20 protein-coding genes and 1 tRNA gene are annotated in these 21105 nt (G+C 66.9%); 10 read left to right on the top strand and 11 right to left on the bottom strand.

Going from position 1 to position 21105, the window contains the following annotated elements; all coding sequences use genetic code 11:
• Positions 1-87 precede the first annotated feature (87 nt).
• Positions 88-1680, top strand: a complete 1593-nt coding sequence (locus B7D75_RS20105) for an anthranilate synthase component 1 (RefSeq protein ID WP_107114681.1) — start codon at positions 88-90, stop codon at positions 1678-1680.
• Positions 1658-2260: an anthranilate synthase component II gene (gene phnB / locus B7D75_RS20100; RefSeq protein WP_012076798.1), complete on the top strand. Its 603-nt coding sequence runs from the start codon at positions 1658-1660 to the stop codon at positions 2258-2260. Before B7D75_RS20105 ends, phnB begins: the two co-directional genes overlap by 23 nt.
• Here phnB and mvfR read toward each other — a convergent pair.
• A complete protein-coding gene (gene mvfR, locus B7D75_RS20095; RefSeq protein WP_034079410.1) occupies positions 2213-3211 on the bottom strand; it encodes a multiple virulence factor transcriptional regulator MvfR in 999 nt (332 codons plus the stop codon). The genes phnB and mvfR overlap by 48 nt on opposite strands.
• 723 nt (positions 3212-3934) lie before the next feature.
• Between mvfR and nadA the strand changes: the two genes are divergently transcribed.
• The gene (gene nadA, locus B7D75_RS20090) at positions 3935-4993 is read left to right on the top strand and encodes a quinolinate synthase NadA (RefSeq protein WP_043099272.1); all 1059 of its coding nucleotides are present in this window, start codon (positions 3935-3937) and stop codon (positions 4991-4993) included.
• A 105-nt stretch (positions 4994-5098) separates the two neighbouring features.
• On the opposite strand, the gene B7D75_RS20085 is transcribed toward nadA, so the two are convergent.
• Complete coding sequence (locus B7D75_RS20085; RefSeq protein ID WP_034079413.1) at positions 5099-6532, bottom strand: tetratricopeptide repeat protein; 1434 nt, start codon at positions 6530-6532, stop codon at positions 5099-5101.
• A gap of 162 nt (positions 6533-6694) precedes the next feature.
• Between B7D75_RS20085 and B7D75_RS20080 the strand changes: the two genes are divergently transcribed.
• Together B7D75_RS20080 and B7D75_RS20075 are read left to right on the top strand one after the other, a co-directional pair.
• Complete coding sequence (locus B7D75_RS20080; protein ID WP_034079415.1) at positions 6695-6946, top strand: sulfurtransferase TusA family protein; 252 nt, start codon at positions 6695-6697, stop codon at positions 6944-6946.
• Between the two features lie 33 nt (positions 6947-6979).
• The gene (locus tag B7D75_RS20075; protein WP_003153030.1) at positions 6980-8053 is read left to right on the top strand and encodes an AI-2E family transporter; all 1074 of its coding nucleotides are present in this window, start codon (positions 6980-6982) and stop codon (positions 8051-8053) included.
• Positions 8054-8108: 55 nt separating this feature from the next.
• Here B7D75_RS20075 and B7D75_RS20070 read toward each other — a convergent pair whose 3' ends face one another.
• Both B7D75_RS20070 and B7D75_RS20065 read right to left on the bottom strand, forming a co-directional pair.
• Positions 8109-8582: a peroxiredoxin gene (locus B7D75_RS20070; RefSeq protein ID WP_034079418.1), complete on the bottom strand. Its 474-nt coding sequence runs from the start codon at positions 8580-8582 to the stop codon at positions 8109-8111.
• A 12-nt stretch (positions 8583-8594) separates the two neighbouring features.
• Positions 8595-9152, bottom strand: coding sequence for a glycine cleavage system protein R (locus B7D75_RS20065; protein ID WP_034079420.1), 558 nt, complete (start codon positions 9150-9152; stop codon positions 8595-8597).
• Between the two features lie 184 nt (positions 9153-9336).
• Here B7D75_RS20065 and dapA point away from each other — a divergent pair, with 184 nt between their 5' ends.
• The 5 genes from dapA (at position 9337) to B7D75_RS20040 (ending at position 13041) form a co-directional block, all read left to right on the top strand.
• Positions 9337-10215 (top strand): 4-hydroxy-tetrahydrodipicolinate synthase, encoded by an 879-nt coding sequence (gene dapA, locus B7D75_RS20060; protein WP_012076791.1) that lies wholly within the window; start codon positions 9337-9339, stop codon positions 10213-10215.
• A gap of 17 nt (positions 10216-10232) precedes the next feature.
• Entirely contained in the window at positions 10233-11423 is a 1191-nt protein-coding gene (bamC, locus tag B7D75_RS20055) for an outer membrane protein assembly factor BamC (protein ID WP_012076790.1), read from the top strand.
• Positions 11362-12120, top strand: a complete 759-nt coding sequence (locus B7D75_RS20050) for an MBL fold metallo-hydrolase (protein WP_033998687.1) — start codon at positions 11362-11364, stop codon at positions 12118-12120. The genes bamC and B7D75_RS20050 overlap by 62 nt, the downstream gene beginning before the upstream one ends.
• Before the next feature lie 28 nt (positions 12121-12148).
• Entirely contained in the window at positions 12149-12859 is a 711-nt protein-coding gene (gene purC / locus B7D75_RS20045) for a phosphoribosylaminoimidazolesuccinocarboxamide synthase (RefSeq protein ID WP_053814344.1), read from the top strand.
• Between the two features lie 92 nt (positions 12860-12951).
• Positions 12952-13041: transfer RNA gene (locus B7D75_RS20040), tRNA-Ser, on the top strand.
• Positions 13042-13162: 121 nt separating this feature from the next.
• Here the strand turns inward: B7D75_RS20040 and B7D75_RS20035 are convergent.
• The 7 genes from B7D75_RS20035 to eutB all read right to left on the bottom strand — a co-directional run bounded on the left by B7D75_RS20035 (position 13163) and on the right by eutB (position 20965).
• The gene (locus B7D75_RS20035; protein ID WP_043099269.1) at positions 13163-14542 is read right to left on the bottom strand and encodes an aspartate aminotransferase family protein; all 1380 of its coding nucleotides are present in this window, start codon (positions 14540-14542) and stop codon (positions 13163-13165) included.
• A 13-nt stretch (positions 14543-14555) separates the two neighbouring features.
• Positions 14556-16013 (bottom strand): NAD-dependent succinate-semialdehyde dehydrogenase, encoded by a 1458-nt coding sequence (locus tag B7D75_RS20030; protein ID WP_012076787.1) that lies wholly within the window; start codon positions 16011-16013, stop codon positions 14556-14558.
• Between the two features lie 165 nt (positions 16014-16178).
• A complete protein-coding gene (locus B7D75_RS20025) occupies positions 16179-16661 on the bottom strand; it encodes an Lrp/AsnC family transcriptional regulator (protein WP_034079585.1) in 483 nt (160 codons plus the stop codon).
• A 26-nt stretch (positions 16662-16687) separates the two neighbouring features.
• On the bottom strand, positions 16688-17689 hold the full coding sequence (gene doeB, locus B7D75_RS20020; RefSeq protein ID WP_034079430.1) for a N(2)-acetyl-L-2,4-diaminobutanoate deacetylase DoeB: 1002 nt from the start codon (positions 17687-17689) through the stop codon (positions 16688-16690).
• 4 nt (positions 17690-17693) lie between these two features.
• Positions 17694-18884, bottom strand: a complete 1191-nt coding sequence (gene doeA, locus B7D75_RS20015) for an ectoine hydrolase DoeA (RefSeq protein ID WP_107114355.1) — start codon at positions 18882-18884, stop codon at positions 17694-17696.
• Between the two features lie 118 nt (positions 18885-19002).
• Positions 19003-19995, bottom strand: a complete 993-nt coding sequence (locus B7D75_RS20010) for a cyclodeaminase (RefSeq protein WP_033998691.1) — start codon at positions 19993-19995, stop codon at positions 19003-19005.
• Positions 19988-20965 carry a hydroxyectoine utilization dehydratase EutB gene (gene eutB / locus B7D75_RS20005; RefSeq protein ID WP_107114354.1) on the bottom strand — a complete coding sequence of 326 codons (978 nt, stop codon included), beginning with the start codon at positions 20963-20965 and terminating at the stop codon, positions 19988-19990. The genes B7D75_RS20010 and eutB overlap by 8 nt, the downstream gene beginning before the upstream one ends.
• Positions 20966-21105: the final 140 nt, after the last annotated feature.

Genomic DNA, 21105 nt, shown 5'->3' with positions numbered 1-21105 from the left:
TCGGCGCTGGCCGCAATCGAGGGAATGAAGGGGGATATCGATGATGGACAGGCTGTTGCGTGGTCGCGCTACGCCGGCCGGCAGCCCGTGGGCGCCGGGGGGTGGCTTGTGAGCGGGAGCGGTTATCGGCTGGAAGAGCGCCTGAAGTACCGCTCCCTGTCGCCTGACGCGTTGTCGGTCTGGCGCGCGGCGGGAAGCGGACGGATGCTGTTCGACTGTTTCGATGTCGACAGCAAGGCGCCGCGGCGCAGCGTGGCGATTCTTTCCAGTTGCCTGCGCATCGAATGCTGGGGACGCGATGTGCTGCTGCGCGCGTCCAACCCCAATGGGCGCGCCTTGCTGGCGCCATTGAGCGAGGCGTGTCCGGCGCAGGTCACCTGCCTGCGCGACGGCGATACCCTGCACTGGCGCTTCCCCCATGAGGCGCCGGAGGCGGACGAATGGCGGCGCCTGCACGCCCTGTCCAGCCTGGAGGCGCTGCGCCGGGTGCTCGAGACCCTGGGCGGTGACGAGCGGCCGGTGCTACTGGGCGGACTGTTCAGCTTCGACCTGGCCGAGCAGTTCGAGCCGCTGCCGGCGCCCGCCAATCCCGCCCGGCAATGTCCGGATTATCTGTTCCTGGTTCCCGAACTGCTGCTGGACATCGATCACGTGGCGCGCCAGGCCTCGCTGCAGGCCTTCGTCCACGAACCGGGCCGGCATCAGGCGCTGGCCGCCAGCCTGCGCCGGTGCGCCGACGAATACCATGGCGCCGTCGATGACGCGGTCGAACCCGCGCTTGCCGGGGTTCGTGCCGGCAACTACCAGGTCGACCTCGACGACGCGAGCTTCGCCCGCCAGGTGGAGCGCCTGCAGGAGCATGTCAGGGCAGGCGACGTATTTCAGATCGTACCGTCGCGCAGTTTCAGCGTGCCCTGCGCCGACCCCTGGCGGGCCTATCGCCAACTGTGCCTGCGCAATCCCAGCCCGTACCGGTTCTTCCTCGACGCGGGAGACTTCTGCCTGTTCGGGGCCTCGCCGGAATCGGCGGTGAAATACGATGCCGCCAGCCGTGAGGTGGAGCTCTATCCCATCGCCGGTACCCGGCCGCGCGGGCGCGACGCCGAAGGGGCCATCGATGCGGAACTGGACAACCGCCTGGAGGCGGAACTGCGTCTGGACGCCAAGGAAATCGCCGAGCACATGATGCTGGTCGACCTGGCGCGCAACGATCTGGCGCGGGTCTGCCGGCGTGGCACCCGGCGGGTGCGCGACATGCTCAAGGTCGACCGCTACAGCCATGTGATGCACCTAGTCTCGCGGGTGGCCGGCGAGTTGCATCACGAGCTGGACGCCCTGCACGCCTACCGGGCCTGCCTGAACATGGGCACCCTGGTCGGTGCGCCGAAGGTCCGTGCCATGCAATTGCTGCGGCAGTTCGAGGACGGCTATCGCGGCAGCTACGGCGGCGCGATCGGCATCCTCGACAGCGCCGGCAATCTCGACACCAGCATCGTCATCCGTGCCGCCGAGGTTCGCGACGGCATCGCCCGGGTCCGCGCCGGAGCCGGTGTGGTGCTGGACTCGGAGCCCCGGCTGGAGGCCGAGGAAACCCGCAACAAGGCGCTGGCGGTACTCACCGCCGTGGCCGCCGCCGAACGCGAAAGGGGAGAGCGCGATGCGCATCACGCTGTTGGATAACTTCGATTCCTTCACCTACAACCTGGTCGAGCAGTTCTGCCTGCTGGGCGCCGAGGTGCGGGTGATGCGCAACGACACGCCGTTGCAGACGGTACGCGCGGCGCTGCTGGCCGACGGCTGCGAATTGCTGGTGCTGTCGCCGGGGCCGGGGCGGCCGGAGGACGCCGGTTGCTTGCTGGAATTGCTCGCCTGGGCTCGCGGGCGCCTGCCGGTGCTCGGCGTCTGCCTCGGCCACCAGGCCCTGGCGCTGGCCGCCGGAGGCGCGGTCGCGGTGGCGCGGCGCCCGCTGCACGGCAAGAGCACGGCGCTGCGCTTCGATCCGCGCCATCCATTGTTCGATGGCATCGGCGACCTGCGCGTCGCGCGCTACCACTCGCTGGTGGTCAGCCGTCTGCCGGAGGGCTTCGAGTGCCTGGCGGACGCGGATGGCGAAATCATGGCGATGGCCGATGCGCGGAACCGGCAACTGGGCCTGCAGTTCCATCCCGAATCGATCCTCACCACCCACGGCCAGCGCCTGCTGGAGAACGCTCTACTCTGGTGCGGCGCGCTGCCGGTACGCGAGCGCCTTCGGGCCTGAGCACCGTGGCACCGTCTCGACGATGCTCGGCTGCCAGGCCGGCGCCTCGTCGAAGCGCTGCCGGCCCAGTTCGCGCAGGCGCTGGCGGGCGCTTTCGAGAAAGCGCAGGAAGCTGCGCTCGGACTCCAGCGCGGTGTTGTAGTAGCAATACACCTTGGTATCGATGCCTCCCGGCTCGTACAGCTCGCTGAGAACGGCCAGGGTGCCGGCGCGCAGGCGCTCCTCGACGAAATAGTGCGGCGCGATGCCCCAGCCCACGCCGGCTTCCACCAGGCGCAGCATATCGTCGAAGTTCTCCACGAAGAGCACCTTGTCGCTGACCGGGCGAAGCAGGTTCGAATGCTGGCCGAAGCGGCTGCCGAGGCTGATCTGCCGGTAGTTGGCCAGGCTCGCGATGCTGTGCAGCGAAGCATTGCACAGCGGATGCTGGGGATGGGCGACGACGAACGCCTTGGTGTAGCCGAGCACGCACTGGTTGAAGCGGGAGATCTTCAACTCCTCGTCGATGGTGATGGCGATGTCGATTTCCGCGTTGTCCTGCTTGATGGTCGCCAGGCTGTCGGCCGGCGAGGTGCGTATCAGGCTGACCATGTTGAAGTCGTCGAGCAGGACGCTGCTCACCGTGTCGCAGAACGATGGCGGGATTGCCGTATCCAGCAGCACCCGCAGGTTGCGTGGCCCCTTGTTGAGGTTGAAGGCGATGTCGCCGATCAGCTGCTGGTAGTTCAGCAGGCTGCGCATGTAGGGGATCAGGCGTAGCGCCTGCTCGGTGGGTTCGACCTTGTAGCCGTCGCGACGGACCAGCTCCACGCACAGGTCGATTTCCAGGTTGCTCACCGCTGAGCTGACCGCGGTGTGCGACTTGCGCAGGATACGCGCAGCGGAAGAGATCGAGCCGGAGGCGATGACCTGGAGGAACATGTTGACGTGATTGAGGTTATGAATAGGCATCCCTTTGTCCTTTTATTGGGTGGCGCGTGCCGCTTCCCTTGATCGGGTCAGGTTGCCGCTGCTGGCGAAGAAGCGTCGAGGACTCGATACATAGCGCCCGAGTATTTCAACTTGTCTTCTGGATGACGTTTTCATCGGGGGAATCCTCCCGTCGATCGGTGAAGCGCAAGGGCTGGCGTGGCAAGGGTGTTACTGGCCGCCGGGCTTGGCACGGTGGCCGACGCATGGCACGGGAGTCGTCGTATCGAAGGTGAGGGATGACGGCTCTGTTTCAGGATTTTTTTATAATTATGTGAAAGAAGAGCTTATTTCAGTGAAATGAGTTTCATATTGCTCGTAAATTCGACGAAAAGAAATTGCGGATATTTACCGGGGCTTTAACGTTAATACCAAGGGCTTAATACTAAAGTACCAGGCGTTGCCCGCCGGCAGGGTTGTTCGGATCGCCGGCGGCGAAGGATTCAAAAGGTTTGTTCTAAGAAACAGAAAAATTATGTCGTGTCGGTCTAACCACCGAAACCTATGTCTTTTGTTAGCGTAGCCGTCTGCCAGCGGGGCTTGGCGCCGGGATGGCCCTGGCCAGCCTATGCGGTTAGAATCCGCGACCTTGCAGGCGGTGCCGGGTGCCGTGCCCGGGCCTGCGATCGTCAGCTTCCGGCGGGCCAGCCTGCCGCCGGGTATAAGATAGAGAGACGCGCTGTTGCGCCTTCAGGTGTAGCGACTATGACGCAGATTTCCGAACGACTCCTGGTCCAGGCCCACCTGGCCGCCAAGCAACCCCGCGTGTTGAGCGAGCAGGAGAGCGCCGAGCACCGCGCGGCGATCGCGGCCGAGCTGAAGGCGCAGAATGCCGTGCTGGTGGCGCACTACTATTGCGATCCGGTGATCCAGGCGCTGGCCGAGGAGACCGGCGGTTGCGTGTCCGACTCGCTGGAGATGGCCCGTTTCGGCAACCAGCACCCGGCGCAGACCGTGGTCGTCGCCGGGGTGCGCTTCATGGGCGAGACGGCGAAGATCCTCAATCCCGAGAAGCGCGTGCTGATGCCGACCCTCGAGGCGACCTGTTCACTCGACCTGGGCTGCCCGGTGGACGAGTTCTCGGCATTCTGCGACCAGCATCCGGAGCGCACCGTGGTGGTCTATGCGAATACCTCCGCGGCGGTGAAGGCTCGCGCCGACTGGGTGGTGACCTCCAGTTGCGCGGTGGAGATCGTCGAGCACCTGATGGACAACGGCGAACCCATCCTGTGGGCGCCGGACCAGCATCTGGGGCGCTACATCCAGCGCGAGACCGGCGCCGACATGCTGCTCTGGGACGGCGCCTGCATCGTCCACGAGGAGTTCAAGGCCAAGCAGCTCGAGGACATGAAGGCGCTCTACCCGGACGCGGCGATCCTCGTCCATCCCGAATCGCCGGAGAGCGTGGTGGCGCTGGCCGATGCCGTGGGTTCGACCAGCCAGTTGATCAGGGCCGCGCAGACCCTGCCGAACAGCACCTTCATCGTCGCCACCGACCGCGGCATCTTCTACAAGATGCAGCAACTGTGCCCGGAGAAGACCTTCGTCGAGGCTCCCACCGCCGGCAATGGCGCCGCCTGCCGCAGCTGCGCGCACTGCCCGTGGATGGCGATGAATACCCTGGAGCGCACCCTGGCCTGCCTGCGCGAGGGCAGCGGGGAGATCTTCGTCGACCCGGCACTGGTTCCGCGCGCGGTCCGTCCGTTGAAGCGCATGCTCGATTTCACCCAGGCCGCGCGCCTGCGCCTGGCCGGCAACGCCTGAGCCTGCAAGCCCGCTCCGCGGGGCGAATGGCGCCGCCGGCAGCATTCGTCCCACGCCCTGCTTCGGCGAACATCACCGGGCTTTTTTCCTCGGATCAGCCGTCGATCAGCGGAACATTTCCTTGACCATCCTTTCCTGCTGGCGGATTTCCTGCTGGCGCGCGTCGATCCGCGCGGCCAGCTGGAAGTTGCCGCCGGCGCGGCGCTTGGCGAAGTCCAACTGCTCGATGGCGGCCTGGTAGTCGCCGGTCAGCGACAGGTATTCGGCGCGTGCCTGGTGCACGCCGATGGCGTTGTTGGTCAGGCTGCGCACCTCGGCCAGGCGGTTCCAGACGTCGGGGTCGAGCGGGCGGGCCTTGCTCAGGTCGTCGAGGATCTTTTCCGAGTCCTGCGGCTTGCCCATCTTCAGCATCAGGTCGGCGCGCGCCTGTTTCAGCGGATAGCTGCTGGGGAACTGGGCGAGCATCTTCTTCAGCCGCTGGTCGGCGTCCGGCAGGCGGTTGGCGGTGATGTCCAGTTCGACCTGGGCGAGGTTGTAGGCGACGTCGTTGGGTGCCTTCGCCAGCAATTGCCTGAGGTTGTCACGGGCATCGTTGAGCTGGCCGATGCGCGTCTGCGAGATGGCCAGCCCGTAGCGTGCGGCGTCCAGCCCGGGATTGTCGTTGAGCATGGCGCGGAAGCGCTTGCCGGCCATCCCCGGGGTTTCCTCGAAGATCAGCTGGGTACGCGCGCGCATCTGCTGGTAGCGCAGGCTGTCTTCCTTGCCGCCCTGGGGATACTGCTCTGCGCGGTTGCGGGTGTCGGCGATACGCGACTCGGTGACCGGGTGGGTGAGCAGGAACTCCGGCGGCTTGCCGTCATAGCGGTACTGCCGCGCCAGGCGCTCGAACATGTTCGGCATCGAGCGCGGGTCGTAGCCGGCACGGACCATGTTGGTGACGCCGACGCGGTCGGCTTCCTGCTCGTTCTGCCGGGAAAAGCGCAACTGGTTCTGGATCGCCGCGGCCTGGGTCCCGGCGATCGCCGCGATCCCCGCGTCGCCTGCACCGGCGGCGGCGGCGACGATGCCGGCGAGCATCGCCGCCATCACCGGCAACTGCATGCGCTGCTGCGCCTCGATGCCGCGGGCGAAGTGGCGCTGGATCAGGTGGCCGAGTTCGTGGGCCAGCACCGCGGCGTACTCGCCTTCGGTCTGGGCGTTGAGCAGCAGGCCGCCATTGACCCCGATCACCCCGCCGGGCGCGGCGAAGGCGTTGATCTGCGCATCGCGGATGAGGATGAAGGCCAGCCGGTGGTCCTGCAGGTCGCTGGTCTCGGCCAGCCGATAGACGCTGCTTTCGACGAAGTCCTTCAGTTGCGGGTCGGTGATCGCGTCGACCTGGTTGCGCAGCATGCTCAGCCAGGCGCGGCCCAGCTGGAATTCCTGCTCCGGCGAAACGATCGAGGAAGATGCGTCGCCCAGGGAGGGCAGATCGTCCGACATGACCGGCGAAGCGAGCATGCAGGCGAGCGTCAACAGGGCGGGGCGCAGTACATTCATGCAGGAAGCTCAGGTTGGCAAAGGCCTTACTTTAGCCGTTGGTTATCGGCACTGCCTAGGTATCTGCCCGGGACCCGAAGCTGTTGGAGGTCGCCCGCCGTTTCAACTGGCCAGCGGCGGATGGGCTTGGGTATGCTTGTCGGCCCTTCGGGAGAGGCTGTCATGACGGATAACGATTCATTTCCCCTGGTATGTGACGCGGAGCTGGATGCCAGTGGTCTCAACTGTCCGCTGCCCCTGCTCAAGGCCAAGCTGGAGCTGAACCGCCTGCCCAGCGGCGGGGTGCTCAAGGTGATCGCCACCGACGCCGGGTCGCAGCGCGACTTCCGCGCCTTCGCCCAGCTCGCCGGCCACGAGCTGCTCCGCGAGGAGGCTGAGGAGGGCGTCTACCGATACTGGCTGCGCAAGCGTTAGCGGAGCCTCCGCCGTACCGATTCAGGATTTGCGATGATCAAGGTGTTACGCGACTGGATGCAGCGCTACTTCTCCGACGAGGAGGCGGTGGTGCTGGCGATCATGCTGGTGCTCGGCTTCAGCGTCATCCTCGCCTTCGGCGGGATGCTCGCGCCGGTACTGGCGGCGATGGTGATCGCCTTCCTGATCCAGGGCGTGGTCGGCATGCTGGAGCGCTTCCGGATGCCGCACCTGTTCGCCGTGTGGCTGGTCTACAGCCTGTTCCTCGGCTTGCTGGCGCTGTTCCTGGTGGTCCTGCTGCCGCTGCTCTGGCAGCAATTGTTCACCCTGTTCAACGAACTGCCGCGGATGCTCGGCGAATGGCAGAGCGTGCTGCTGATGCTGCCCGAGCGTTATCCGAGCCTGATCAGCGAAGAACAGGTGCTCAAGGCGATAGAGACCGCGCGCGGCGAGTTCGGCCAGATCGGCCAGTGGGCGCTGACCTCGTCGCTGGCCAGCCTGCCGGTAGTGGTGAACATCATGATCTACCTGGTGCTGGTGCCGATCCTGGTGTTCTTCTTCCTCAAGGACAAGAAGCGCTTCTACACCTGGTTCCGCCGCTACCTGCCGCGCGAGCGCGGGTTGATGAAGCAGGTCTGGGCGGAGATGAACCAGCAGATCGCCAACTACATCCGTGGCAAGGTCATCGAGATCGTCATCACCGGCGCGGTGACCTACATCGCCTTCGCCTACCTCGGCCTCAACTACGCGGCGTTGCTGGCCCTGCTGGTCGGCCTGTCGGTGGTGGTGCCGTACATCGGCGCGGTAGTCGTGAGCGTGCCGGTGGCGATGATCGCCTTCTTCCAGTGGGGCTGGAGCGACCAGTTCATCTACCTGATGGTGGCCCACGCGATCATCCAGGCGCTGGACGGCAACGTGCTGGTGCCGCTGCTGTTCTCCGAAGCGGTGAACCTGCACCCGGTGGCGATCATCTGCGCGGTGCTGCTGTTCGGCGGACTGTGGGGATTCTGGGGGGTGTTCTTCGCGATCCCCCTGGCGACCCTGGTGAAGGCGGTGCTGGACGCCTGGCCTAAGGATCTTCCCGAAAGCCCGGCGGCGACCTCGTAGCGTCGGGTGGAAATGAAAAAGGCCGCGGAAGCGGCCTCTTTCGCTGGCGCGGGACTCAGGCCCCGTTCAGCGCCTGGGCGGCGGCGAGCACCGCATCGACGTGGCCGGGGACCTTCACGCCACGCCACTCCTGGCGCAGCACGCCATCCTTGTCGATGAGGAAGGTGCTGCGGTCGACTCCCATGTATTCCTTGCCGTAGAGCTTCTTCAGCTTGATCACGTCGAACAGCTGGCAGACCGCCTCATCCTTGTCGCTGATCAGCTCGAAGGGGAATTCCTGTTTGCACTTGAAGTTCTCGTGGGACTTCAGGCCGTCGCGGGAAACCCCAAAGACCTCGGTATCGGCCCGCTGGAACGCCGCGTACTGGTCGCGGAAGCCCTGGCCCTCGGTGGTGCAGCCCGGAGTGCTGTCCTTCGGGTAGAAATAGAGGACGACCTGCCTGCCTCTCAGCGCGGACAGGGTCACTTCCTTGCCGCTGGTGGCGGGGGCGGTGAAGTCGGGGACGGGTTTGTCGATAGCGACCGGCATGGACTCGGCTCCTCAGGGATGTTGGGGGCGCCAGGGTTCGATCAGGGCGTCCAGGTTCAGGGCGTCGGCGAAGTCCAGGAACTGGTCGCGCAGCCAGCTGATCTGGGTGCCGGCGGGCAGGGTCACGGTGATCGTGGCGTTGAGCATGGTGGTGTTGGTGTGCGGCGCCTGGTAGGTGTCGCAGGTGAGGTTCTCCAGCTCGATGTTGTGGTCGATGAAGAACTGGCAGAGTTCGTTGAGGATGTCCGGGCGATACACCGCGCTGACATAGGCCACGTAAGGCAGCGCCTGGGCGCGGGTCACGTGGGCGTTGCTGCGGGTCATGCTGAGGGTGATGTCGCCGCGCTTGGTGAGGGTCGGCAGGCTGCCCTCGAGGCGGGCGAGGGCATCCCAGCTCCCGGAGACCTGCAGCACCAGGGCGCTGAACTCGCCATGGCGGGTCAGGCGGCTGCTGACCACGGCGCAGCGGCTCTCGACGCAGGCGCGGCAGAGCAGGGTGGTCAGCTCCATCGGATTGGGGCCGAGGGCGCTGATCAGAAGGAATTGTTCGCGGGGTTGGCTGGTGGACATTCAACTTTCCTGGAATACGCTGGCGGCACGGGCCGTACCTGAAAGCGGGAAGGGTAGCGAAAAGCGCCGCCGAGGGAAACGTCTGCCGCCTGTCAGGGGCTTCCGACGACGCGGCGCTCGTCTTGTGCAAGGCCTGCCGCCGACAGTACCATTACCGCTTTAATTTCGCGGCAGGAGCGGTTGCATGATTGCGGGCAGTATGGTGGCACTGGTCACCCCCTTCGATGCTCAGGGTCGACTGGACTGGGACAGCCTCGCCAAGCTGGTGGACTTCCACCTGCAGGAAGGCACCAACGCCATCGTCGCCGTCGGCACCACCGGTGAATCGGCCACGCTGGACGTGGAAGAGCACATCCAGGTGATCCGTCGCGTGGTCGACCAGGTCAAGGGGCGCATCCCGGTGATCGCCGGCACCGGCGCCAACTCCACCCGCGAGGCGGTGGCGCTGACCGAGGCCGCGAAGAGCGGCGGCGCCGACGCCTGCCTGCTGGTGACGCCGTACTACAACAAGCCGACCCAGGAAGGCATGTACCAGCACTTCCGCCATATCGCCGAAGCCGTTGCGATCCCGCAGATCCTCTACAACGTGCCGGGCCGCACCTCCTGCGACATGCTTCCGGAGACCGTCGAGCGCCTGTCCAAGGTGCCGAATATCATCGGCATCAAGGAAGCCACCGGCGACCTGCAGCGCGCCAGGGAAGTCATCGAGCGCGTCGGCAAGGACTTCCTCGTCTATTCCGGCGACGACGCCACCGCCGTCGAGCTGATGCTCCTGGGCGGCAAGGGCAACATTTCGGTCACCGCCAACGTCGCGCCGCGCGCCATGAGCGACCTGTGCGCCGCCGCCATGCGCGGCGACGCCGCTGCCGCGCGGGCCATCAACGACCGCCTGATGCCGCTGCACAAGGCGCTGTTCATCGAATCCAACCCCATTCCGGTGAAGTGGGCCCTGCATGAGATGGGTCTGATCCCCGAGGGCATCCGCCTGCCCCTGACCTGGCTCAGCCCGCGTTGCCACGAGCCGCTGCGTCAGGCCATGCGCCAGACCGGCGTATTGGCTTGATCAAGGAGCTCCACGCAATGAAGCGACTGGCTGGACTGACCGCCCTCGCCCTAGTTATCGGCAACACTTCCGGCTGCGGCTGGCTGTGGGGGCCGGAGGGCTACTTCCGCGACCGCGGCACCGATTACCTCGGTGCCCGCGAGACGCCGCCCATGCAATTGCCCGAAGGGGTCCACAGCAAGCCGCTCGATCCGCTGCTGCCGATTCCGCTGAACGTCGCCACCACCCATGAGAAGGAGGGGGAGTACGAGGTTCCGCGTCCGCAGCCGCTGGCCAATTCCGGCGAGATCAGCGACTACAGCCTGCAGCGTAGCGGCGACAGCCGCTGGGTAGTGGCCCAGCGGCCGCCGGCGGAGGTCTGGCCGGTGGCCCGGCAGTTCTTCGAGGAGAACGGTTTCCGCATCGCCGACGAGCGTCCGCAGACCGGCGAGTTCAGTTCCGACTGGCAATCGCTGTCGCAGCTTTCCGCGCCGCTGGCACGCCGCCTGAGCAGTCGCGTGAGCGGCGTCGAGCCGGACGGCCAGGCACGGGTTCGGGTGCGCATCGAGCCCGGGGTGCAAAGCAATACCAGCGAGGTCTACGTGCTCAGCCAGACCCGCGCCGCCGGTGACACCAGCAGCCCGAGCTGGCCGAGCAAGTCGGTGGCGCCGAGCCTCGACGCGGCGCTGCTCGACGAGATGGTCGCGAGCATGGCGCGCAGCGCGGAGCAGGGCGGTTCGGTCTCCCTGCTGGCAGCCAACTCGGTCTACGATACGCCCGGCACCTTCGAGCTGAGCAAGGACGGCAGCGGCAACCCGGTGCTGACCCTGCAGTCCGACTTCGACCGCTCTTGGGTCAGCGTCGGGCGTGCCCTGGACAGCGCCGACATCCGCGTCGACGACCTCAACCGCAGCCTTGGCGTGTACTACGTGAACATCGCCGAAGGGGCGAAGAAGCCCGACGAAGACAAGCCTGGCTTCTTCAGTCGCCTGTTCGGCGGCGGCGAGAAGACCAAGGAAGAGGAAGACGCCAAGGCGCAGCGCTACCAGGTCCGCCTGACCACCGTCAGCGACGCCGTGCAGGTCACCGTCGACAAGGACATCAACACCTCTGCGCCGGCCGATGTCGCGCAAAACGTACTGGAAAAACTCCAGGAGAGCATGCGCAATGCGGTTCGCGGTTCTGGGCAGCGGAAGCCGGGGCAATTCGGCCTTGGTGAGCAGTTCTGACACCCGGATACTGATCGACTGCGGCTTTCCGCTGCGTGAAATCATCAAGCGTCTGGCGCGCCTGGGGCTGAGCCCCGCGCAGCTGGACGCGATCCTGGTCACGCATGAACACGCCGATCATATCCATGGCGTCGAGCTGCTGGCGCGGCATTACCAGATCCCGGTCTATCTGAGTGCGGGTACCCTGAGCGGCATGCGTCGCCCGGTGCTCCCCGCCGAACTGTTGCGGGCCGGCCAGCGCCTGGCGATCCGCGGGCTGGAGGTGCAGGTGGTCGGCGTCTCCCACGATGCCCGCGAGCCTACCCAGTTCGTGCTGACCGACGGGCAGCGGCGCTTCGGCATGCTCACCGATCTGGGAATGGCCACGGCCGAGGTGCTGGAATGCTATCGTGCGGTGGATGCGCTGGTGGTCGAGGCCAATCACGACAGCACGATGCTCGCCGGCGGCCCGTACCCCTATTTTCTCAAGGCCCGCGTTGGCGGTCCGCGAGGGCACTTGAACAACCACCAGTCCGCCGAACTGGTGAAGCAGCTGGACTGGCGCCGCATGCAGCACCTGGTGCTGGCCCATCTCAGCGAAAAGAACAACTCGCCGCAGCTGGCCCGGCAAACCTTCGTCGACACCCTCGGGTGCGATCCGGGCTGGCTGCAGGTGGCCGATCAGCATTCAGGCCTGGACTGGCGCGAGATCGCCTAGGCCCTATTACCCGTAAGCGGAGCCCATCATGGAAAAACGCGAAGAACTCTACCGCGGCAAGGCCAAGTCGGTTTACCGGACCGACGATGCCGACCGTCTCATCCTGCTGTTCCGCAACGACACCTCCGCCTTCGATGGCAAGCGCATCGAGCAGCTCGATCGCAAGGGCGCGGTGAACAACAAGTTCAATGCCTTCATCATGCAGAAGCTGGAAGCCGCCGGCATTCCGACCCAGTTCGACACGCTGCTGTCGGATACCGAGTGCCTGGTGAAGAAGCTCGACATGATCCCGGTCGAGTGCGTGGTGCGCAATTTCGCCGCCGGCAGCCTGGTGCGTCGCCTCGGTGTGGAAGAGGGCGTCGCCCTGACTCCTCCCACCTTCGAACTGTTCCTGAAGAACGACGCCCTGGGCGATCCGTTCATCAACGAATCCCACGTTCAGGCCTTCGGCTGGGCCACTCCCGAGCAACTGGCGCAGATGAAGACCTATTCCTTCAAGGTCAACGAAGTGCTGAACAAGCTGTTCGACGAGGCCGGCCTGCTGCTGGTGGACTTCAAGCTGGAGTTCGGCCTGTTCCATGGCCAGATCGTCCTCGGCGACGAGTTCAGCCCCGACGGTTGCCGCCTGTGGGACAAGGAAACCCGCAAGAAGATGGACAAGGACCGCTTCCGCCAGGGCCTCGGCGAGGTGATCGAAGCCTACGAAGAGGTGGCCAGGCGCCTGGGCGTGCCGCTTTAACCTCGGACGCGCGCAACCATCTGAAAGAACGCGAAAAAATCTTCAAGAAGGCTTCGCGTTCTGCGTACAAGCTGGTATCATGCGCGCCGCACGGAGAGATGCCGGAGTGGTCGAACGGGACGGATTCGAAATCCGTTGAGTCAGCAATGGCTCCTAGGGTTCAAATCCCTATCTCTCCGCCATTACATATGGCCAGAACCCCTGAAATGCTTGGCATTTCAGGGGTTTTGTCTTTTCTGTGGCTGGCTTGAGGGGATGGGGCGCAGCGCCTCCATCCCACGAAGGGCGTTTCGGTGCTGGCCTTCAGAGCACCTCCGCCGCCACGGCGTCCACCGCGGCTTTGGCGATCTCCACTACCTCGTCGGCCTCGGCGCGGCTCAGCACCAGCGGCGGGGCGAAGCCGAGGATGTCGCCGTGGGGCATGGCGCGGGCGATCATGCCGCGTTCAAGGCACGCCGCCGAGACTCTCGGGCCTATCTTCTGCGCCGGGTCGAAGGGCGTGCGCGTCTCGTGTTCGGCCATGAACTCCAGTGCCGCCAGCATGCCGTCGCCGCGCACTTCTCCCACCAGCGGGTGGCCTTCGAAGGTCTGGCGCAGCCGTCGGTTGAGGTAGCCGCCGACGTCCGCGGCGTTGGCGGTGATGTTTTCGCGTTCGAGGATATCCAGGTTAGCCAGCGCCGCTGCCGCGCAGATCGGGTGACCGGAATAGGTCCAGCCGTGGCCCATGGCGCCTTCGCGGGCGGAGGCGCTGTCGATCGCATCCCAGACCTTCTCGCCGACGAGCACCGCCGACAACGGCGCGTAGGCACTGGTCAGGCCCTTGGCGGTGGTGATCAGGTCCGGGCGCAGGCCATGGCGCTGGCTGCCCATCTTGTCGCCGAGGCGGCCGAAGGCGCAGACCACCTCGTCGGCGATCAGCAGCACGTCGTACTTCGCCAGTACCGCCTGGATCGCTTCCCAGTACCCCTCGGGCGGAACGATGATGCCGCCGGTGCCCATCACCGGTTCGCCGATGAAGGCCGCCACGGTGTCCGGGCCTTCGGCGAGGATCAGCTTCTCCAGTTCCTGGGCGCAGTGGCGCACGAAGGCCGCCTCGTCCATGCCCGCCGGGGCCTTGTAGAAGTGCGGGCAGAGGGTGTGCTTCACGCCTTCCACCGGCAGGTCGAAGTGCTGGTGGAAGCTGGCCAGGCCGGTGAGGCTGCCGGTGACGATGCCCGAGCCGTGGTAGCCGCGCTGGCGCGAGATGATCTTCTTCTTCTGCGGACGGCCCAGCACGTTGTTGTAGTAGCGCACCAGCTTGACCTGGGTTTCGTTGGCGTCGGAGCCGGAGAGGCCGTAGTAGACCTTCTTCATGCCTGCCGGCGCCCAGTCGCGGATGATCCGTGCGGACAGCTCGATGATCGCCTCGGAAGAGTGACCGACATAAGTGTGGTAGTAGGCCAGTCGTTTGGCCTGCTCATGGATGGCGTCGGCCACTTCGAGGCGGCCATAGCCGATGTTCACGCAGTACAGTCCGGCGAAGGCATCCAGCAGTTCGCGGCCCTGCTGGTCGCGGATACGCACGCCCGAGGCGCCGGTGATTATGCGGCCGGGCAGGGTGCCGCTGGCGTGGTCGTGGGCGTGGGTGGAGGGGTGCATTAAGTGCGCCCGGTCCTGTTCGAAGAGCTTGGCGTAGTCGGTCATGGCGGTGTTCTCCTCAGATGGCGCCGTGATGCAGGCAGAAGTATTTGGTCTCGATGAAGGGCTCGAAGCCTTCGCTGCTACCCTCGCGGCCCAGGCCGGAGGCCTTCATGCCGCCGAAGGGAATGGGGTGGCCGGTGAAGCGGGCGCCGTTCACCGCGACCATGGCGAACTCCAGGCGCCGCATCAGCGGCCAGACCTGATCGAGGCGCTGTCCGCAAATGTAGGCGGCCAGCCCGTACTCGCTGGCGTTGGCCAGTTCGACGGCTTGCTCCAGGTCGTCGTAGGCGGTCACTCCGGCGATGGGCGCGAAGTTCTCCTCGCGCCAGATGCGCATGGCCGGGGTGACGTCGGCGAGCAGCGTGGGCTGGTGGAACCAGCCGCCCAGGGCATGGGGTTCGCCGCCCGCCAGCAGCCGCGCACCGCGGTCGATGGCGTCGCGCACGCGCTCGCAGGTGGCAGCGAAGGCAGCCTGGTGCATCAGCGGGCCGATGTCGCTGCGCGGGTCGCTGGCCGGGCCCACGCGCAGCTCGCGCACCGCGGCGGCGAAGCGCTTGAGGAAGGGCTCGTAGCTTTCGCGGGCGACCAGAATGCGGTTGGCCGCGCAGCAGTCCTGGCCGGAGGTCTGGAACTTGGCGTTGATGGCGAATTTCACCGCCTGCTCCAGGTCGGCGTCGGGCAGCACGATGAAGGGCGCGTTGCCGCCCAGTTCCAGCGCCACTTTTTTCACATCCTGGGCGGCGGCCTGCAGCACCAGCTTGCCGACGCGGGTCGAGCCGGTGAAGCTCACCGCGCGCACGCGGCTGTCCTGTACCAGGGTTTCCATGCTCATCTGCGGTTCGCCCAGCACTACGTTGAAGACGCCGGCCGGGAGCCCGGCTTCCTCGGCCAACTGGGCCAGGGCGAAGGCCGAGTAGGGCGTCTCGTGGGCCGGCTTGACCACCACCGTGCAACCGGCGGCCAGGGCGGCGGCGGCCTTGCGGGTGATCATCGCCGCGGGGAAGTTCCAGGGGGTCAGCAATGCCGCCACGCCCACCGGCTCCATGACGGTGCCCAGGTGGGCGCCGGGGATGTGGCTGGGGATGTTGCGGCCGTCCAGGCGCCGGGCCTGTTCGGCGAACCAGGGGATGAAGCTGGCGGCGTAGTCGATCTCGCCACGGGACTCGGCCAGGGGCTTGCCCTGTTCCTGGGAGAGCATCTGCGCCAGGTCCTCGCGGTGCCGGCGGATCAGTTCGGCCCAGCGCAGCAGGGGCGCGGCGCGCTGGTCCAGGGACAGCTTGCGCCAGGCCGGGAAGGCCGCGGCGGCGGCATCCACCGCGGCGACTATCTGCTCGCGTTCGAGCAGCGGCACGTGGCCGATGACCTCGCGGCTGGCCGGGTTTTCCACGGCGACGCTGGCGCCGCTGGCGCTATGCAGCCACTGGCCGTTGACGTAGCACAGCGACTTGAAGAGGAGGGGGTGGGCGTAGGACATGACGGCGTTTCCTTGCAGGTGGCATGGGAGTCATCCTAGGGCGGACGCCGTGGCGGTTTTTTCCTAAGGGCGGGGCGGCGGCGGCAATTCTTTCCGCAGATGCGCCGCCGGCTTGGCTTTTTTCGCCCGACGGCGCGCCGCCGGCAGGCGAAGGGCGGCATGCCGTCAGGTTCCCGCCAGCGCCTCTGCCGGTACGGCCGCATCCAGCGGCTTGATCACCTTGGTGACGATGTAGGTGAAATAGCGCTCGATTCCCAGGTCTTCCAGTAGCAACTGGTCGATAAAACGCTGGTAATGATCGATATCCCGAGCCTGGATCATCGCGATGTAGTCCACCCCGCCGCCGGTGGCGTAGCAGAAGCCCACTTCCGGCGCCTGCTGCAGACGCTGTTCGAAACGCCGCATGTCCTGGGCCGTGTGGCGGCCCAGGGTGACTTCCACCAGCACCTGCTGCTGGCGGAACAGCGCCGGCCAGTCGATCTGCGCGCGGTAGCCCTTGATCAGGCCGGCTTCCTCCAGCTTGCGCACCCGCTCCCAGGCCGGGCTGACCGAGAGGTTGATGGCTTCGGCCAGGCTGGACTTGGTGATGCGTCCGTCGCCGGCGAGGATGCGCAGGATCTTCAGGTCGTAGCGGTCGAGCTTGGTCATCGCCACCTCCGGCGCCGTGGTGCGCATCAGTCCAGCACTTCGGCGACCACCGCCAGGGTGTCGCCGCTCTGCACCAGACCGGGGAAGTGCCGCGCGGCGAGGATGCCGCCACGCTTGGCCCGGTACTCCACCGGTGCGGCGCCTGTGCGCAGCACGTCGTGCACCCGCGCCAGCACCTCGCCGCGCGCCACTCGCTCGCCGAGGTCGCGGCACATCTCCAGCAGGCCGCTGTGTTCGCTGGCGACGAAGCAGTCTGCGTCGGGCATGTCGAGCATCCGCGAAGGCGCCTGCTCGATTGCGCCGTGCAGGATGCCGGCCTGCACCAGCACGTTGCGCACGCCGCGGCGTGCGATGGCGACGCTGCGCGCGCTGCTGCTGCCGCCGCCGCCCAGTTCGGTGGTGACGAACAGCTTGCCCTGCGCCTCGGCGGCGCTGTCGTACATGCCCACCGCGTCCAGCTCCAGCATGCGCATGGCGTAGGGGGCGGAGAACGCCCGCATCAGCGCCTCGCAGCCTTCCTGCTGGGCCTTGTCCGGCAGGACGTGGCAGGCGGCGAAGGGCAGGAAGTCGAGGGTGCGGCCGCCGGAATGGATGTCCAGCACCACATCGGCCAGCGGCAGCAGGGTGCGCTGGAAGTAGTCGGCGATCTTCTGCGTCACCGTGCCGTCCGGGCGGCCGGGGAAGCTGCGGTTGAGGTTGCCGGCGTCGATCGGCGAGGTGCGCTTGCCGGCGAGGAAGGCCGGGGCGTTCATGAAGGGTACGACTATCACCCGGCCGCGGATGTCCTCGGCGCGCAGTTCCTGGGCCAGGCGACTGAGCGCCACCGGCCCTTCGTACTCGTCGCCATGGTTGCCGCCGGTGAGCAGTGCGGTGGGGCCTGCGCCGTTCTTTACCACGCAGACGGGGATCATCACCGCGCCCCAGGCCGAGTCGTCGCGGGAGTAGGGCAGCTTGAGATGGCCGTGCTGCACGCCGTCGTGCTCGAAGTTGACGCTGGCGGCGATGGGGTTGTCGGGCAACTGGTTCATGGTTTCACTCCTTGACGAACAACTGGCGCGGGTAGTCGCAGAAGGTCTGTGCGCCGCTGTCGACGATCAGCAGGCTTTCGGTGATTTCCAGGCCCCAATCGTCCATCCACAGGCCGGGCATGAAGTGGAAGGTCATGCCCGCTTGCAGCACGCTCTCGTCGCCGGGACGCAGGCTCATGGTGCGTTCGCCCCAGTCCGGCGGGTAGCTGATGCCGATGGGGTAGCCGCAGCGGCTGTCCTTGTGGATGCCGAACTTCTGCAGCACGCGGAAGAACGCACGGGCGATGTCGCCGGTGGTATTGCCCGGCCTGGCCGCTTCCAGGCCGGCGGCGATGCCTTCGACCACGGCCTTTTCCGCATCGAGGAAGTGCTGCGGCGGCTTGCCCAGGTAGATCGTGCGCGACAGCGGGCAGTGGTAGCGCTTGTAGCAGCCGGCGATCTCGAAGAAGGTGCCGGCGCCGCGCTGGAAGGGCGTGTCGTCCCAGGTCAGGTGCGGCGCGCTGGCGTCGGCGCCGGTGGGCAGTAGCGGGACGATCGCCGGGTAGTCGCCGCCGTGGCCGTCGACGCCGAGGATGCCGGCGCTGTAGATCTCCGCCACCAACTGGTTCTTGCGCATGCCCGGTTCGATGCGTTCGAGGATGTGCGCATGCATCTTCTCGACGATGCGCGCGGCGACGCGCATGTATTCGATCTCGCGCGGAGACTTCAGCGCGCGCTGCCAGTTGACCAGCGCGGTGGCGTCGACGAAGCGCGCCTGCGGCAGGTTGCTCTGCAGCGAGCGGAAGGCGGCGGCGCTGAAATAGTAGTTATCCATTTCCACGCCGATGGCCAGCGTTTCCCAGCCGCGCGCGGCGATGACTTCGCGGGCCAGGTAGTCCATGGGATGGCGCTCGACGGACTGCACGTAGTGGTCCGGGTAGCCGACGATAGCGTCGGCCTGCATGAACACGGTGCGCCGCGCGCCGTTGGCGTCCTGGCCGCGGCCGAACCAGACAGGCTCGCCGTCCAGCGCCAGCAGCACGCACTGGTGCACGTAGAAGGACCAGCCATCGTAGCCGGTCAGCCAGGCCATGTTCGACGGATCGCTGACCAGCAGCAGCTCGATGCCGCGCTGCTGCATGCTGGCGCGAACCTTGGCCAGGCGCTGGGCGTATTCCTCCCGCGCGAAGGGGAGATCGACGACGATTTCGGGCATGCGGAAATCCTCTGGATTGAGTGGTTGCCGGGCCTGCTCCGGAAGGCCCGTGCCTGGGCTCCCCTGTCATCCCGAGGCTCTGCCGTTGCAGAGGAGGGCCGGGACGGCGGGGAATTGTTCAACTGCTGAAGCGGAACCCCTTGCCCATGCGCTGCGCGCGCTGGAAGGCGAGGCCGGCGATGGCGGTGTCCTGCGCGCCGGTGCCGGTGAGATCGCAGAGGGTGATGTCCCGGGCGCTGCGGCGGCCCGGGCGGAGGCCGGCGATGACCTGGCCGAGTTCGGCGAAGTCGGCGTCCGCCGCTACCAGGCCGGCCGCGATGGCGTGGTGCAACTCGCCGAGCACGCGGGTCTGGCTCAGGCGGTCGGCGACGTAGCAGTCCAGTGCCGCCAGCGCGTCGGCGGCGATCTCGTTCTTGTGCTCGGCGTCCGAGCCCATGGCGGTGATGTGCAGGCCTGGACGCAGGTGGCGCCGTTCGAGCAGCGGCTCGCGACTGGGCGTGCTGGAGATGGCGATGTCCGCGCCTTCCAGGGCTTCGTCGACGCTGGAGCAGGCGACCACCGGGATGCCCAGGGCGGTGCTCAGCTCGGCGGCGCACTGGCGCGCCTTGACCGCGTCGCGGGCCCAGAGGCTGGCGCCTTCGATCGGGCGCACCAGGCATAGCGCCTTGAGCTGCAGGCGCGCCTGCTCGCCGGCGCCGAGGAGGGCTACCCGGCGGGCGTCTTCCCGGGCCAGCCACTTGGCGGCTACGGCGCCGGCGCAGGCGGTGCGCACCGCGGTGAGGTAGCCGTTGTCCAGCAGCAGGGCGTCGAGCAGGCCGGTGTGCGCCGACAGCAGCATCATCATGCCGTTGAGGCTGGGCAGGCCGAGCCGGGGATTGTCGAAGAAGCCCGGACTGACCTTGATGGCGAAGCGCGGCAGGCCCGGCAGGTAGGCGGTCTTCACGTCGACTTCGCCGTTGCGCTCGGGAATGTCCAGGCGCAGGATCGGCGGCATCGCCACCGCCGCCGTTGCCAGCAGGCGGAAGGCTTGCTCGACGGCGTCGAGGCTTTCGCGGTCCAGCGCCACGCAGGCGCGCAGGTCGGCTTCGCTGAGCAGGGTGACATCAGCCATGGGGGGCTTCCTCGATGATGCGTTGATGTTGATCGATGGCGATGTTGCGGCCGCTGACGACCACCACCACCGGCCCTTCGGCGGCGATCCTCCCTTCCAGCAAGGCGGCAATGCCCACCGCCGCCGCGCCTTCGAGCACCTGACGCTCCTCGCGGTAGGCGTGGCGGATGCCGGCGGCTATCGCGGCTTCGTCGAGCAGGTGCAATTCGTCGCAGTGGGCGCGGGCGAGGTCGAAGGTGTAGCGGTTGTCCAGGCCGATGCCGCCGCCGAGGGAGTCGGCGAGACTTGGCCGCTCCTCCACCTCCACCGGTCGGCCGGCTTCCAGGCTGGCGGCCATGGCCGCGCCGCGGCGCATGCTGATGCCGTGCAGGCGGATCGACGGATCGGCTGCTTTCAGCGCCAGGGCCAGGCCGCCGAACAGGCCGCCGCCGGAGAGCGGGACCAGCACCTGGCGTACCTGCGGCAGTTGTTCGAGGATTTCCAGGCCCAGGGTGCCCTGGCCGGCGATGATCTGCGGGTGATCGAAGGGCGGCAGCAGCGCCGCGCCCCGCTCGTGGGCAATGCGCTCGGCTTCGGCCTGCGCGTCGTCCTGGCTGTTGCCGACGATACGCACCTCGGCGCCGAGGGCGCGGATCGCCTCGACCTTGTTCGCCGGCACCAGGCACGACAGGCAGATGACCGCCGGTACGCCCAGCGCGCGGGCGGCATGGGCGAGGGCGCGGCCGTGGTTGCCGGTGGAGGCGGCGACCACCCCGCGCGCCTTCTGCGCGTCGTCCAGTTGGGCGATGGCGTTGCTGGCGCCGCGCAACTTGAAGCTGCCGGTGGCCTGCTGCGACTCCAGCTTCAGATACACCGGCTCGCCCAATCGTGCGGAGAGGCTCGGCGAATGCTCCAGCGGCGTCTGCCGGACCATCCCGTGGATGCGCTGGCGCGCGCGGTACAGCTCGATCAGGGGGATCTCGTTGGCCATGGCGGCCTCCCGACAATGCAGTCGGGCCGAGTGTATGAGCGGGAAATTGTCGCGACGAATGTACTAGGACGATGTTGCGGGGATTGTCATTCGTCGCGGGGGAATACGCTCTACCGCTCTCCAGCCGGGCGAGGAGCGTG

This window comes from Pseudomonas paraeruginosa, from assembly GCF_003025345.2.
Lineage (GTDB): Bacteria > Pseudomonadota > Gammaproteobacteria > Pseudomonadales > Pseudomonadaceae > Pseudomonas > Pseudomonas paraeruginosa.
Note: the sequence above shows the minus strand (reverse complement) of the source record. Positions and strands in the feature narration are given on the sequence as shown.

What these genes read in the sequence shown, in the direction of transcription:
- B7D75_RS20010 (WP_033998691.1), bottom strand. Translation starts at nt 19,995, where the DNA reads ATGGCTGATGTCACCCTGCTCAGCGAAGCCGACCTGCGCGCCTGCGTG.
- B7D75_RS20080 (WP_034079415.1), top strand. Translation starts at nt 6,695, where the DNA reads ATGACGGATAACGATTCATTTCCCCTGGTATGTGACGCGGAGCTGGAT.
- B7D75_RS20035 (WP_043099269.1), bottom strand. Translation starts at nt 14,542, where the DNA reads ATGACCGACTACGCCAAGCTCTTCGAACAGGACCGGGCGCACTTAATG.
- dapA (WP_012076791.1), top strand. Translation starts at nt 9,337, where the DNA reads ATGATTGCGGGCAGTATGGTGGCACTGGTCACCCCCTTCGATGCTCAG.
- mvfR (WP_034079410.1), bottom strand. Translation starts at nt 3,211, where the DNA reads ATGCCTATTCATAACCTCAATCACGTCAACATGTTCCTCCAGGTCATC.
- B7D75_RS20025 (WP_034079585.1), bottom strand. Translation starts at nt 16,661, where the DNA reads ATGACCAAGCTCGACCGCTACGACCTGAAGATCCTGCGCATCCTCGCC.
- eutB (WP_107114354.1), bottom strand. Translation starts at nt 20,965, where the DNA reads ATGGCCAACGAGATCCCCCTGATCGAGCTGTACCGCGCGCGCCAGCGC.
- phnB (WP_012076798.1), top strand. Translation starts at nt 1,658, where the DNA reads ATGCGCATCACGCTGTTGGATAACTTCGATTCCTTCACCTACAACCTG.
- B7D75_RS20030 (WP_012076787.1), bottom strand. Translation starts at nt 16,013, where the DNA reads ATGTCCTACGCCCACCCCCTCCTCTTCAAGTCGCTGTGCTACGTCAAC.
- B7D75_RS20070 (WP_034079418.1), bottom strand. Translation starts at nt 8,582, where the DNA reads ATGCCGGTCGCTATCGACAAACCCGTCCCCGACTTCACCGCCCCCGCC.
- purC (WP_053814344.1), top strand. Translation starts at nt 12,149, where the DNA reads ATGGAAAAACGCGAAGAACTCTACCGCGGCAAGGCCAAGTCGGTTTAC.
- bamC (WP_012076790.1), top strand. Translation starts at nt 10,233, where the DNA reads ATGAAGCGACTGGCTGGACTGACCGCCCTCGCCCTAGTTATCGGCAAC.
- B7D75_RS20065 (WP_034079420.1), bottom strand. Translation starts at nt 9,152, where the DNA reads ATGTCCACCAGCCAACCCCGCGAACAATTCCTTCTGATCAGCGCCCTC.
- nadA (WP_043099272.1), top strand. Translation starts at nt 3,935, where the DNA reads ATGACGCAGATTTCCGAACGACTCCTGGTCCAGGCCCACCTGGCCGCC.
- doeA (WP_107114355.1), bottom strand. Translation starts at nt 18,884, where the DNA reads ATGCCCGAAATCGTCGTCGATCTCCCCTTCGCGCGGGAGGAATACGCC.
- B7D75_RS20085 (WP_034079413.1), bottom strand. Translation starts at nt 6,532, where the DNA reads ATGAATGTACTGCGCCCCGCCCTGTTGACGCTCGCCTGCATGCTCGCT.
- doeB (WP_034079430.1), bottom strand. Translation starts at nt 17,689, where the DNA reads ATGAACCAGTTGCCCGACAACCCCATCGCCGCCAGCGTCAACTTCGAG.
- B7D75_RS20075 (WP_003153030.1), top strand. Translation starts at nt 6,980, where the DNA reads ATGATCAAGGTGTTACGCGACTGGATGCAGCGCTACTTCTCCGACGAG.
- B7D75_RS20050 (WP_033998687.1), top strand. Translation starts at nt 11,362, where the DNA reads ATGCGGTTCGCGGTTCTGGGCAGCGGAAGCCGGGGCAATTCGGCCTTG.